Raw genomic sequence first — 11761 nt, forward strand, 5'->3', positions numbered from 1 at the left:
GTCACATCCGCGGGATCACCGCGGCCGGGGTCAGCGCCCCAGCGTGTCGACCAGACCGCTGGTCTGTTCCAGCAGCTGCTGGAACTGGTCGCTCACGCCGTACTGCGCGGCAGCCTGCTTACCGGCCTCGGTGGCCTGGTTGATCAGGTCCTGGCTTTCGGCGGGCAGCTGCACGGGCAGATCGGCGGGCAGCTGGATGGGGGCCTCGGCCTCGGGGGCGGGCTGCGGCGCGGGAGCCGGAGCGGGCTCCTCGGCCGGCGCGTAGCGCAGGTACTGGCCGCACACCGGCCAGGCACCGGGGCCCTGGGTGTCGAGCACGTTCTCCGCGACGCGGATCTGCTCTTCCTTGCTGGCATTGGCCGGCGAGCCGGAGCCGCCGTTGGCGTTCCAGGTGGACTGCGTGAACTGCAGACCGCCGTAGTAGCCGTTACCGGTGTTGATACCCCAGTTGCCGCCGCTCTCGCACTGTGCGACACCGTCCCAGTCGTGGGCGGGCGCAGCCGAAGCGGTGGTCGACGCTGCGAACGGGACGGCAACAAGGGCGCCGGCGGCGGCCACGAGGCCGAGGGCGCGACTGCTGATCTTCCGGTTCTGGTTCATGATGGTGTCCCTCCCTGCGCCCGCCGGCGTCGGCGATAGTTCCGCCGCGTCCCTGCCCCCAGGAGGTCGGGGATCCCCGTACCGCGGGGCAGGGTTGCCGGTGTGCAGCGGTTCGGGTCGGGGCCCGTCACGTTCGATCAGGGCCGGAGTCGACCATAACGAAGAGATCTCGGTAGATCACGTCTTGATAACAGCGTTAATTGCATGAAGCGAATAACAGGTAATAGAGCGTTGATGCAGGTTGGCTATGCAATAAGCGATTGAACTACATATATGTTATTCGGCCGTGATGTGTGGTGAATCACCGGGGAAATGTGCGCCAGGTCACGTTTTATGGCGCTCAACTTTGGAAACGCGCGCGTTTCCGACCTGAAACCAGGGGTGGTCGGCGGTTCGAACCTCCGCGTGAATCCCCCGAAAAGGGTTGGAAGTTCGCGGCGTCGGGGCGGTCGCGGTGAAGGCGCGTTGCCACGGGTGGGTGCAGTCCTTCCGGGGGGAAACATAACGGTTGGTTTTATTGGTGGTCGTCGATGGTCGGGCGGGAAGCGGGCGGGGTGATGCAGCCTCGTGGCCCATGCTCTGGTTCGAAGGTTGCTCGCAGCTACCGGCGAAATCACCCTCTGACCACACGATTTGCTACCTCCGCGAACTCGTGTGTAATGTTGTGTTCACCGACGCGGGGTGGAGCAGCTCGGTAGCTCGCTGGGCTCATAACCCAGAGGTCGCAGGTTCAAATCCTGTCCCCGCTACTAAAGGGAATGACCCCCGGAACCATGGGTTCCGGGGGTCATTTCTTTGTCCGAATGCACCCGCGCCCGTTGTCCTCCAGCCGCCTTCCCGCGATCGACGACTAGGTACGCGCTCGGCGGGTAGCACCAGGACATGGTCACAACACCGCTCCTGACCCTGAACAACGGTGTCGAGATGCCCGCGATCGGGCTCGGGGTCTACCAGACCCCACCCGACGAGACGGCCGCTGCCGTCGCCGCCGCGCTGGATACCGGCTACCGGCATGTCGATACCGCCGCTGCCTACGGGAACGAACGGGAGGTAGGTGAGGCGATCCGCAGCTCGGGCATCTCGCGTTCGGAGATCTTCATCGAGACGAAGATCTGGATCAGCGATTACGGCTACGACGCGACATTGCACGCGTTCGACAAGAGCGCCGGCAAACTGGGGGTCGACCGCATCGATCTCCTCATCCTGCATCAGGCCCTGCCCTCTCGGTTCGACCTCACGGTCGATGCCTACCGCGCCTTGGAACAGCTACTGGCCGACGGGCGAGTCCGCGCCGTCGGGGTCAGCAATTTCATGCGCGACCACCTCGACAACCTGCTGAAGCAGACCTCGGTCGTCCCCGCGGTGAACCAGATCGAAGTACACCCGTACTTCCGCCAGCCCGACGTCCTCGCCGCCGACGCCGAACACGGCATCCTCACTCAGGCCTGGTCGCCGATCGGCGGCATCACCTTCTACCGCGACAGCGGCCACACCAGCACCCTCGAAGATCCCACCGTCACCGCGATCGCCGATTCCCACGGGAAAACCCCGGCGCAAGTGCTGTTGCGCTGGGGCCTCCAGCAAGGCCGTTCGGTGATCCCGAAATCCACCCGACCGGAACGCATCGCCGAGAACTTCCAGGTCTTCGACTTCACGCTCACCGATGACGAGCTGACCGCCATCGACGCCCTCGACACCGGACAACGCGGCGGTCCCGAACCCGCCGACGTCACCCTCGAGGCGTTCGGTGTGGACATACCGGAGGCCTGAGCTGACCCACCCGTCAACGTAAGCCGGTAGCCTCGGCCGAATTGGGTCTCACCGGTTGGTCCCGTTGCCGGGCGACGATCCGGTTATCCGATAAGCGCAAATCACGGTTGTAGTCCGAGGATCAGGCGCACCGAGTCCTCCACACGGCGCAACTCGCTCGGTGCCAGCAGTCCTAGCTTCCGTCGTAATCGCGGCTTGGCCAGAGTGTGAAGATCCGCGCAGTTCACATATGACTCGTCGTATTTCGTCAGCCCCGAGTCACGCCCGATCGGAATATGAGTGGTCGGCGGTCCCGATGTGCCGGTGATTACCGCGACCGTGACTGCGGCCAGCGGTTCCGCGATTCGGTTCACGGTGAGTACGATTGCGGGGTGTGGTCCGACGGGTTGCGGGAAAGCGCAGGCCCATACCTCGCCTCTCAGTGGCGTGCCGGCGCTCACCACTGCATATCGTCCGCAGCTGCAAGCTCGGAATCGCTCGGTTCTGTGACTCCCTCTGGTAGCGGTGTGGGCTGGTCACCATAGAACTCTCGGATCTCTTCGGCCGCGCTCACCTCCGCTGCCTCCCTCGTCAAGAGCTTCAGCCCTTCGCGTAGGGCATCGGATGTCGAGGCCAGGCCCAGAGTCTGCATGACCTGTTCGAGGGCTCGCATCTCGTCATCGCGCAACCGAACCTGAGCCAGCCGGCTGCGGCCGAGATGGGGTGTTCCCTGCTCAGCCGTTGGTCGAGAGCGCTTCGTCGCCCCTTTGGCGGGAGCGGCGCCCTTTCCGCGCTCGCGATGTCTTACAGATGTCATACAATAAAGTGTGGCCGCTGAGAACGCGATCGTCAAGCGGGACCGCGACACCTTCGAGCGCTTGCGAACGGCAGCGCTGTCACCGGCAGGCAGCAAACAAAGCGCTACGGCGTGTAGCAAGGGAGTGCAGGTAGTGATCGTGGATCTATTCGATGCCGCATGGTTCAAGTCCAGTCACAGTGGTGGCGGCAACGACTGCGTGGAGGTCGCGCACCTGGACGGTGGGCAGGTCGGGGTGCGAGACTCCAAAGCCCCGAATGGGCGGGCGTTCGTCTTCACCGGTGACGAATGGGACGCTTTCCTCTCCGGTGTACGGCGGTTCGGCCACTCCTGATCCTGCTCGGGCCGGCTGGCGGGTGGCAGATGCGATCACGTCCGGTTGTCCTTGCTTTCACCCCAAGTGGATACGCGCGCGAGGGACAAGAATTCGTCCAGGTCCTCGTCTTCACTGTCGGGGACTGCGCCGTACCCGGCAACGATCGAATCCTCGATGACACGGTCGCGGAATTGCTCGAGGGCAGCGGCGAACACAGCGGCACGATCGATGTGGTGCTGCGTCTTCACCTCGGCATTCACGAAATCGACCAGTTCGCCAGGCGGGCTGACGGCGATTTGTTCGGTCATGCCGGCAATCATGCCGATGTAAGCCTCGAGAGCGAAGGGAAGCGCGCCCGCCTCTCTAAAGGATCGCCACAACCAAAGACTTGTCATCGTGGCGTTTCGCGCGAGGTGCGATGCGGCCGCTCGGGTCGGTGTCTGCTTCCCAATGATGACAGCGCTCGAGGAGGCGGTTCAGCATGTCGCTGTCGCAGGCTGCGACCTGATCCCAGGAAGCGCCGACGGCGGGAATGCGTTCGGCCGCTCCATCGGTGGCGAGCGCCATCCATGGAACGTCTGCTGCCGAGGGGATCGACGTGATGGCGTATTCGGCGGCGATCGGGTCCGCCTCAGCGGTCCAGTAGCCGTTCGGGCGGTTTCGATACCGGAGCTGTTCGTGCTGGAGTGATCGCAAGACGTGTCGATGGGTCTCGTCGTAGCCGCTACCTTCGCTCAAACGCTTTCGGTACCTGCGGGTTTCATCCAGGTCGAGCCCGTCCAACCGGTTGTCTGTGGAAACTGTGTAGGAGCCGTCCGGGCCGCCGACGACGATGGTCGAGTCACCGTGTAGCAGGGTATCGATCGTGCTGCCGAGCTGCCGGACCACCGCGACGGTGCTCGACGGTGCGCGATGGGGTAGTAGATCGAGTTGGTCGGCGGTGGCTCGGATCGAATCAACCAAGATGTCGCGGAGTCCTCCCGTCGTGGCGGAGAGCCTTTGCCGGTCAGCGGCGGAGCACTCCCGCAGTTGAGCGACTGCGAGCTTCATATGTCAGATTCTGACGCCCGCCCAAGTGGCGAAGCGGGCAAGATCGTCGGTGCCGCGGCGGGCGTGGGCCAATACTCGGACGGTTTCGTGGACCTGTGGGTGGCCCCGGGTGAGTTCCGGTGCGACCACACGGGCCTGTTGCAGGGTGAGCAAGGCGCGTTGTCTGTCGCCGTGTAACAGCCACGCACGGGAGAGGTCGATGAAGTGGTGTCCGGCACGGGAGGGTGCCACAGAGACCGGCAGGTGGATCTTCGCGGCTCGCGATATGGCGGTGGTGCCGTCGGAGAGTTCGACCGGCACCGCGACCGAGTGGATGTCGACGTTGGAAGGCCGGAAGCCGGTGCCGTAGTGGCGGAACCGAGTAGGGCCGATGGCGGAAGCGATTCCTCGTGCTTCGCCGAGATGGGCCTCGGCAGCATCGCCATCGGCAGCGCGGGCGGCCAGAATCGCTCCGCGCAGATGGAGCGCGCCACGCACAGCCAAGAGGTCAGGGGAGGTAGGAATGTCCTCGCTTGCGGCATACGCGCGTTCGATCGTCCGCGATCCGCCGGAGTAAGCACCGGAATGCAACAGGATCAAGGCACGGTTGTACTCGGCAGCGATGAGCCAGATCGGGTCCCCGCTGAGCTACGGCGGTTGGCGCGGCGACTCGGCTACCGGTTGCAGTGGTCGGCGGAGACCAGTCGCATTCCGCTGGCCGACCAGGTTCGCGAGTGGAACGCGGATGCGCTGCTCTTGCCGTCGACCGAGCATGTCGACGTTCTCACTCTCCATGCGGTGATGATGGTCGCCGACGTCGAAACGGTCGAGCCGCGACTGAGTTTCGCCAGATGGGCCATACATCCGGAGGTGCGGAGTCGTTGACAGCACAGTCGTGTGGCCCCACTGGACACACCCCGTTCAAGCCCCACGGTTGGGAATACCGACGGTGAAAAGCGTTCTGACACAATCGGGTTGACCTACGATGTCGAGGCGGATGGGTGTGCAGCATGCGAAACGGCAGTAAACGTCTGCTCGAGGAGGTGGGTAGTCGCCGGATGGCGGTGGCGGTGCTGACCGCGATCACCGGCCTCTACTATCTGCTGGTCGCGATCACCAATTGCACCGACACCGATACCAACCGGCGTGGGGTGTCGGAGGTGTTGTCGATGCGGGCGACGCTGCACAATCCGGGGATCGATTGGCGGGCCGTCGCCAGTGGGAATGTCGCGCTGGTCGCCTACGTGTTGATTGTGTTCTGGGAGTTCGCGATCGCGATCGTGCTGTTGGTGGGTGCTGCTGCCTGGGTCAGGGAGTTGAGCGGCCGGCCGCGCCGGACGCGAGACCGTCCGGGTGTTGCGGCGCGGTTGTCGAGCCTGGGTTGGGTGATGGTAATCGTGCTGTTCGTCGGCGGTTTCCTGACCATCGGGGGAGAGTGGTTCCGGATGTGGGCGAACGAGGAGGTGAATGCCTCCTCGGCGGCCTTGCAGAATTTCCTGATCGCAGCGGTCGGCTTGATATTGGTTCACCTGCCGGAGCGGGCGCCTACGCCGACCTCGCAGTAGAACCGGGGATGTCGCAGGTCGTCCTCGTAGATATCGGCATGCATCGACACCCGGTGTGCCGCCGAATCGCTATATCGGCGCGACGGACTCCGACCCGGTGAAGGTCCGCACCGTGCGGGACGCGACGAGAGGTAGCAGTTCGGCCGCGCCGATCTCACGAAAGTGTTCCGACTGCCGGTGCGCCGTGAAAGCTGCTGCGTCGGCGTAGGTTTCGATGCTGACGAACCGCTCCGGCTGCTCGACGGAACGAAAGACGTCGTAGGTGAGACAACCGGGTTCGGTGCGGCACACCAGTGCGAACTTCTGCATCACGTCACCCAGCTTTTCGGCGTTCTCCGGACTGGATGCCACATCGGCAATCACATAGACACTCGTATCCACGAGCAAACCGTACTCGATACCGTAAGGCTGCTGCCCGGAACTATCGGTCAGAGCACCCGGCGCCGGCCTCGGTGCGCTTGTCGGAGTGGTCGTCGGCTGGTCCGGGTACAGCTGAAACGTGAACGGTCGAAAGCCCGGTCCTGCTGGTTGTCTCTGGCGAGTTGCACCACCTCCGGCTGCGCCTGTCTTCGCGGTGGGGTCGGTTCAAGATCCAGCGAGCTCCTGGTTCAGCTGCGCGGTGACCGTGGTGAGTACCGTTGCGGCAGTGGTCAAGTCCTGCCTGGAGACCGAAGCGTAAGCGCGGGTGATCACTGCGTTCGTGGCTGCGCGGACGTGTCCGGCCAGTGCGCGGCCGGCCTCGGTCGGGACGACGGACTCCGGCTTGTCGTGGTCCGGTGCGATCAGTGCGGACTCGATCAAGCCGCGCACCGCCTTGTCGGCGGCTCCCTGGTTTTTCAAGCTGTCGGCCGCCCGTTCGACGAGCTGACGGCGCTGGATCGGGGCGTCGGTGGCGCAGGTGAGTACCAATGTCACCCACTGTGGGTAATCGACTCCGGTACCGGACAATTCGCGATTGAGCACCGCGCGGTGCGCGTTCTCCGCCTGGCCGACGATTCGGGGGTCGAGAGTTGGCGTGGTGCTGGTTTCGGTCGACACGGGCGAGGCTCCTTCGGGTGAGCTGTACTGCACTGACGGCTCTGCTCCACCGCACGCGGTCAGCGCCACGGTGGAGGCGGTGACGGCGAGGAGGGGGAGGAGGTACGTGCAGCCGGGCATCAGTATCTCCAATATTCGTTTACGTGACTAACGTTAGTCACGTAAACGAATATAGATCGTTAGTCGGACTAACGCAAGGGGTTGGGAGGTGTTGCAGGGTGGGCTCGGTGGGGTGAAGACCTGCGGGGCCTGGTCCGCAATCGGTGAACCCCCGTCTGCTGTCAGCGGAACGGGAGGCTCGGCCGGCGTCGAGCTGGCAGAGTCGGTGCGATGGAGAAGGACTTGCGAGAGGCTGAACGGCGACTTCAGGCCGCCCAGCTGGCTGGGGACGTCCAGGCGTTGGACGAGTTGCTCGATGATCGGTTGATCTTCACTTTCGGCGCCGACACGGCCACCAAGGCCGATGATCTCGAGGTGCACCGCACCGGAGCTCAGATCATGAACAAGCTCGAGGAAGAAGAGCTGACTGTCCTGGTGGAAGGAGCAATCGGGGTCACGTGGTTCCTCGGCCTCGTCGAAGGAAGCGTTCACGGGTCGCCGTTCGCGGCCAGGATGCGCTATACCCGCACCTGGGTGCGCAGCGACTCGCACGGCTGGCGAGTCATTGCTGCTCACGCTTCTGTCGTCGACTAGTACTGCGTCGAGACACTTTCGCTCCACCGGCAAACAGGGGCCGGGCTCCGGCTGGCGGGCGCGTGGGATCTCTCCTATATTCAGAGAATGGTGAAATTAGACCATCGGCTGGTCCGCCCGGGCGCTGAGATCGCGTTCGCGGACACCGCTGCCGCGGGTTCCGTCGTGGTGCTCACGCACGGTGCGGGCGTCGACCACACCATGTTCGATGCACAGATCGGTGCGCTGATCGATCACGGGTACCGCGTGATCACGTGGGATATGCGCGGTCACGGAGAGTCGACGCTTGCCGCGGGCGTGCACTTCACGGCATCGGACGCACTCGGCGATCTCGCCGCCCTGTTGGACGAGTGCGGGGTCGACGAGGCGGTGCTGATGGGGCATTCGCTCGGCGGCAACCTTGCGCAGGCATTCGCTCGCGCCCACGTCGAGCGCGTGCGCGGACTGATCGTGATGGGCTCGACGTGGAACACCGGTCCGCTGTCCCGGTTCGAGCGTTTCGCGCTTCGTTCGGCGGCACCCGCGATGGCTGTGGTTCCGGCGGGCATGCTTCCGGGCTGGATGGCTCGGGCCTCGGCGCTGTCCCCGGATGCGATAACGCGTGCGGAAGCGCTCTTCGCGCGGATGCCCAAGCGAGTGTTCCTGGATGTGTGGCGAGCTACGGTGTCGTTCGTCGCCCCGGAACCGGGCTACCGTTCCCCGGTACCACTGGCCTTGATGCGCGGGGCGCAGGACGGAACCGGAAACATCGCCACCGCGATGCCACGGTGGGCGCAGGCGGAAGGCGTTGCCGAGCACGTTGTTCCGGACGCCGGCCACCTACTCACCTGGGATGCGCCGGAGGCCACGTCCCGAGTGTTGTTGCGCATTCTCGATCGGTGGGGTCATGGAACATCCTCTTCCCCGCGGAGCGAGCCGTGCTGAGTCCGAGTCGCCAGGAGTTCGTGAACGCCATGGGCGACACGCTGGCCACCTGGAATCTCCCACGTGCGACCGGGCGTGTGTACGGATACCTGCTCTTGCGAGGCGCCCCGTCCAGTTCGGAGGAACTCCGTTCCGGCCTGTCGCTCAGCTCCGGCGCGGTAAGCACGGCGATCCGCGAGTTGGTCTCCTGGGGGCTGGCCCACACCATTCCCCAGCCCGGCAGTCGCCGGCTGCTGGTGGAAGCCGCGGGTGGGTTCGAACAACTCCTGGCTGCCAGCCACGAGCGGACCCGGACCTTCATCCGAACCTTGCGCGCCGCCGAAGAACTCACCGACAACGCGCAGGCGTCGCAACGCCTGCGCGATGTCACCGACCTGTTCGCGGCCTACATCGACGCCGGTGAACACGTTCTTCGCGAACGTGCGCAGCCGTGACGGCCTGGAGGTCCCGCTTCGGACGCGATCATGAGCCTGGATCATCGGGCGGTCGTGCTCCGTGCGGGTCCGCGGTCGGGTGGTTCACGATGCACGGTTCAGCTCCGCGGTGGACTGCCATTTGTGCTGATAGGGGGCGCGTTTTGGCTTTTCGGCCCCCGGTGCGTAAGGTTAACTCTACCGACGCGGGGTGGAGCAGCTCGGTAGCTCGCTGGGCTCATAACCCAGAGGTCGCAGGTTCAAATCCTGTCCCCGCTACTACCAGTGGCCCCGGAACAAAAGTTCCGGGGCCACTTCTTCTTTCGATGCGCTCGCGCTCAGAGCCCACCACCGGCATCGACGAACTGCGTTGTCCCGGTGATGAACCGCCCCGCATCCGAGACCAGGTGCAGCACGGTCTCGGTGATGTCCTCGGGCTCGAGGGCCGCGACAGGCAGCTGGTTCAGGGTGCGGGCGGCCTCTTCGAAATCGGTGCGCTCCGGGTGTTCGAGATCGGGCCGGAACAGGCGATAGGTGGCCTCGTTGAGCACCATCTCCGTCGCCACCGTCGTCGGATGCACCGAGTTCACTCGGATGTTCTGCGGTGCGAGCTCTTTCGCCATCACCTTCATCAGCATGACCAGCCCGGCCTTGGATGCGGAATAATGGGCCATGTTCTCGTTCACGACCGTGGATGCCAGCGAACTCGTGATGACCACCGCGCCGCCGCGCTCGCCGGAGACGATGTGCGGCACCGATGCCTTCAATGATTTCCAAGTACCGGTCAGGTTGATGTCGATCATGTCCTGCCAGGTGTCCTCGCTCATCTCGAGCGTGGGGGCGGGGCTGGAAATACCGGCGTTCGCGACGACGATGTCGAGCCTGCCCAAAGCGTTCACGCCCTCGCCGACCGCTGCCTCCAGTGCTGCGTAATCGCGAACGTCGGCGTTACGGGCGATGATTCGCCGGCCGGTGTCCTCGACGGCTCGTACCGTCTCGGCCAGATCGTCGGCGCTCGACAGTGGATACGGGACGCTGTCCACCGATCTCGTGGTGTCCACCGCGATGATATCGGCGCCCTCGCGCGCGAAACGTAGTGCGTGGCTGCGGCCCTGCCCGCGCCCCGCTCCGGTGATGAATGCGACCTTGCCGTCCAACTTGCCCATGAGCCCTCCAACCTCTGCACTTCACCGGCACCATCGTGCATACCGGTCATTTCGACTGTATGGCACTGCTTCCCGCCCGGGGGAGTGCTGTGCGAGATCGTGAAAACACACGGCTATGCTCGGGCTACCATCGGCCGACGGGTTTCGGGCTCGAAGGTCGTCTGCTCTGCGAGGTTGCCGACTACTCCGGGAGTTATTCCTTGTCCACACCCTCGGATCCCGCCCTGCGGGCCCCGTCGCCCATATCCGTCGCCGACCAGCGCGTCAGCTTGTACTCCGACGAGTTTGCCGCCGATCCCGACCGCGCCTACCGGGAAATGCGCAGTCGCTACGGATCTTTGGTTCCGGTCGAGTTGGCGCCCGGAGTACCCGCGACACTGGTCGTGGGCTACCGCACCGCATTACGAATTCTCAACGATCCGGAGCACTTCCCCGCCGATCCACGTACCTGGCAGCAGGGCGTCCCCGCGGACAGTCCGGTGCTGCCGGTGTTGCAGTGGCGTCCCGCCCCGCCTCGGTCGGCGGGAGCCGAACACGAGCGTTACCGCGTCGCGACCGTGTCGGCGTTGGACGGTGTGAACCTGCATGCGCTCAACGGCATCGTGGAGCGCTCCGCGGTGCAGCTGATCAATACGTTCTGTGGCACGGGCACCGCCGATCTGGTCGCCGACTACGCCGCACCTCTGGCCTTCGAGGTCGTCAACGCATTGCTGGGTTGCCCACCACAGATCAGCCAGAAGGCGGCCGCTGCCACCGCGGCCATCTTCGACGGAGTGGATGCCCAAGAGGCGAACCGCATGTTCGACGAGGCGTTGCTCGAATTGGTCCGGCTCAAGCACACCGAACCCGGTGACGACGTCACCACCCGGCTACTGCACGATCCGGCACGGTTCGACGACTACGAGATGCTGCACCAGGCCCTCGCCCTCTACGGGGTAGGCATGGGCCCGCTGCAAGGCCTGATCATCAATGCGCTGCGGCTGATCCTGACCGAGGAGAAATTCGGTGACAGCGTGCTCGGCGGCGTGCACTCCACCAGAGACGCCCTGGACGAGGTCCTGTTCACCGACCCACCGCTCCCCAATGCCAGCGTCACCTATCCCCGCCATCCCGTCCTCATCGACGACACCTGGCTGCCCGCGCACCAGCCGGTGGTGATCAGCCTGGTCGCCTGCAACAACGATCCCGAGATCGGTGGCGGATATCAGGCCGGCAGCCGCGCCCATCTCGCCTGGGGGGTGGGCCCGCACGCCTGTCCGGCGAAATCCCTCGCCTATATGACCGCGCAGAGCGCGGTCGACCAACTGCTCGACGCCCTGCCCGAACTACAACTCGCGGTCGCGCCCGACGCCCTGGTCTGGCGGCCCGGCGCCCTGCATCGGACCCTGGCCGAACTTCCGGTCACATTTCCTGCGTCCCCGCCGCTGAACCTGCCGTAACGAGCACGACCG

17 protein-coding genes and 2 tRNA genes are annotated in these 11761 nt (G+C 64.8%); 10 read left to right on the plus strand and 9 right to left on the minus strand.

The genetic code is table 11. The annotated features are described in order from the left end of the window. Positions 1 to 30: 30 nt before the first annotated feature. On the minus strand, positions 31 to 600 hold the full coding sequence (locus tag NV2_RS19375) for a transglycosylase family protein (RefSeq protein WP_067876175.1): 570 nt from the start codon (positions 598 to 600) through the stop codon (positions 31 to 33). Positions 601 to 1275: 675 nt separating this feature from the next. Here NV2_RS19375 and NV2_RS19380 point away from each other — a divergent pair. Together NV2_RS19380 and NV2_RS19385 are read left to right on the plus strand one after the other, a co-directional pair. After that, positions 1276 to 1349, plus strand: a tRNA-Met gene (locus NV2_RS19380). A gap of 133 nt (positions 1350 to 1482) precedes the next feature. Continuing rightward, a complete protein-coding gene (locus NV2_RS19385; RefSeq protein WP_067876178.1) occupies positions 1483 to 2370 on the plus strand; it encodes an aldo/keto reductase in 888 nt (295 codons plus the stop codon). A gap of 101 nt (positions 2371 to 2471) precedes the next feature. Here the strand turns inward: NV2_RS19385 and NV2_RS19390 are convergent, their stop codons facing one another. Further along, entirely contained in the window at positions 2472 to 2813 is a 342-nt protein-coding gene (locus tag NV2_RS19390; RefSeq protein ID WP_067876181.1) for a type II toxin-antitoxin system PemK/MazF family toxin, read from the minus strand. Continuing rightward, positions 2807 to 3166, minus strand: coding sequence for a hypothetical protein (locus NV2_RS31955; RefSeq protein ID WP_210749434.1), 360 nt, complete (start codon positions 3164 to 3166; stop codon positions 2807 to 2809). The genes NV2_RS19390 and NV2_RS31955 overlap by 7 nt, the downstream gene beginning before the upstream one ends. A gap of 10 nt (positions 3167 to 3176) precedes the next feature. Here NV2_RS31955 and NV2_RS32850 point away from each other — a divergent pair, with 10 nt between their 5' ends. Continuing rightward, the gene (locus tag NV2_RS32850; RefSeq protein WP_307613571.1) at positions 3177 to 3500 is read left to right on the plus strand and encodes a DUF397 domain-containing protein; all 324 of its coding nucleotides are present in this window, start codon (positions 3177 to 3179) and stop codon (positions 3498 to 3500) included. A gap of 35 nt (positions 3501 to 3535) precedes the next feature. Here NV2_RS32850 and NV2_RS19405 read toward each other — a convergent pair whose 3' ends face one another. Genes NV2_RS19405 through NV2_RS19415 form a run of 3 tightly spaced genes read right to left on the minus strand, consistent with a single transcriptional unit; the run spans position 3536 to position 5009 of the window. Beyond that, the gene (locus tag NV2_RS19405; protein ID WP_157102974.1) at positions 3536 to 3790 is read right to left on the minus strand and encodes a hypothetical protein; all 255 of its coding nucleotides are present in this window, start codon (positions 3788 to 3790) and stop codon (positions 3536 to 3538) included. Positions 3791 to 3845: 55 nt separating this feature from the next. Continuing rightward, positions 3846 to 4532, minus strand: a complete 687-nt coding sequence (locus NV2_RS19410; RefSeq protein ID WP_067876189.1) for a hypothetical protein — start codon at positions 4530 to 4532, stop codon at positions 3846 to 3848. 3 nt (positions 4533 to 4535) lie between these two features. Further along, on the minus strand, positions 4536 to 5009 hold the full coding sequence (locus NV2_RS19415; RefSeq protein ID WP_067876192.1) for a hypothetical protein: 474 nt from the start codon (positions 5007 to 5009) through the stop codon (positions 4536 to 4538). A gap of 87 nt (positions 5010 to 5096) precedes the next feature. Between NV2_RS19415 and NV2_RS19420 the strand changes: the two genes are divergently transcribed. After that, positions 5097 to 5396, plus strand: coding sequence for a hypothetical protein (locus tag NV2_RS19420; RefSeq protein WP_067876194.1), 300 nt, complete (start codon positions 5097 to 5099; stop codon positions 5394 to 5396). 125 nt (positions 5397 to 5521) lie between these two features. Continuing rightward, a complete protein-coding gene (locus tag NV2_RS19425) occupies positions 5522 to 6076 on the plus strand; it encodes a DUF2165 domain-containing protein (RefSeq protein WP_067876196.1) in 555 nt (184 codons plus the stop codon). A gap of 69 nt (positions 6077 to 6145) precedes the next feature. On the opposite strand, the gene NV2_RS19430 is transcribed toward NV2_RS19425, so the two are convergent. Both NV2_RS19430 and NV2_RS19435 read right to left on the minus strand, forming a co-directional pair. Beyond that, complete coding sequence (locus NV2_RS19430) at positions 6146 to 6457, minus strand: putative quinol monooxygenase (protein ID WP_067876199.1); 312 nt, start codon at positions 6455 to 6457, stop codon at positions 6146 to 6148. A 204-nt stretch (positions 6458 to 6661) separates the two neighbouring features. After that, positions 6662 to 7114: a winged helix DNA-binding protein gene (locus tag NV2_RS19435; protein WP_157102975.1), complete on the minus strand. Its 453-nt coding sequence runs from the start codon at positions 7112 to 7114 to the stop codon at positions 6662 to 6664. Between the two features lie 330 nt (positions 7115 to 7444). Between NV2_RS19435 and NV2_RS19440 the strand changes: the two genes are divergently transcribed. The 4 genes from NV2_RS19440 to NV2_RS19455 all read left to right on the plus strand — a co-directional run bounded on the left by NV2_RS19440 (position 7445) and on the right by NV2_RS19455 (position 9423). Continuing rightward, entirely contained in the window at positions 7445 to 7807 is a 363-nt protein-coding gene (locus tag NV2_RS19440; protein WP_067876204.1) for a nuclear transport factor 2 family protein, read from the plus strand. A gap of 87 nt (positions 7808 to 7894) precedes the next feature. Then, positions 7895 to 8731 (plus strand): alpha/beta fold hydrolase, encoded by an 837-nt coding sequence (locus NV2_RS19445; RefSeq protein WP_067876207.1) that lies wholly within the window; start codon positions 7895 to 7897, stop codon positions 8729 to 8731. Beyond that, positions 8725 to 9165: a GbsR/MarR family transcriptional regulator gene (locus NV2_RS19450; protein ID WP_245662676.1), complete on the plus strand. Its 441-nt coding sequence runs from the start codon at positions 8725 to 8727 to the stop codon at positions 9163 to 9165. Before NV2_RS19445 ends, NV2_RS19450 begins: the two co-directional genes overlap by 7 nt. A gap of 184 nt (positions 9166 to 9349) precedes the next feature. After that, positions 9350 to 9423: transfer RNA gene (locus tag NV2_RS19455), tRNA-Met, on the plus strand. A 59-nt stretch (positions 9424 to 9482) separates the two neighbouring features. On the opposite strand, the gene NV2_RS19460 is transcribed toward NV2_RS19455, so the two are convergent. Continuing rightward, a complete protein-coding gene (locus NV2_RS19460) occupies positions 9483 to 10310 on the minus strand; it encodes a mycofactocin-coupled SDR family oxidoreductase (RefSeq protein WP_067876212.1) in 828 nt (275 codons plus the stop codon). Positions 10311 to 10510: 200 nt separating this feature from the next. On the opposite strand from NV2_RS19460, the gene NV2_RS19465 reads away from it, so the two are divergent. Continuing rightward, positions 10511 to 11749 carry a cytochrome P450 family protein gene (locus NV2_RS19465; protein WP_067876323.1) on the plus strand — a complete coding sequence of 413 codons (1239 nt, stop codon included), beginning with the start codon at positions 10511 to 10513 and terminating at the stop codon, positions 11747 to 11749. Positions 11750 to 11761 lie beyond the last annotated feature (12 nt).

The sequence above is a fragment of the Nocardia vermiculata NBRC 100427 genome, assembly GCF_001613265.1.
GTDB lineage: Bacteria > Actinomycetota > Actinomycetes > Mycobacteriales > Mycobacteriaceae > Nocardia > Nocardia vermiculata.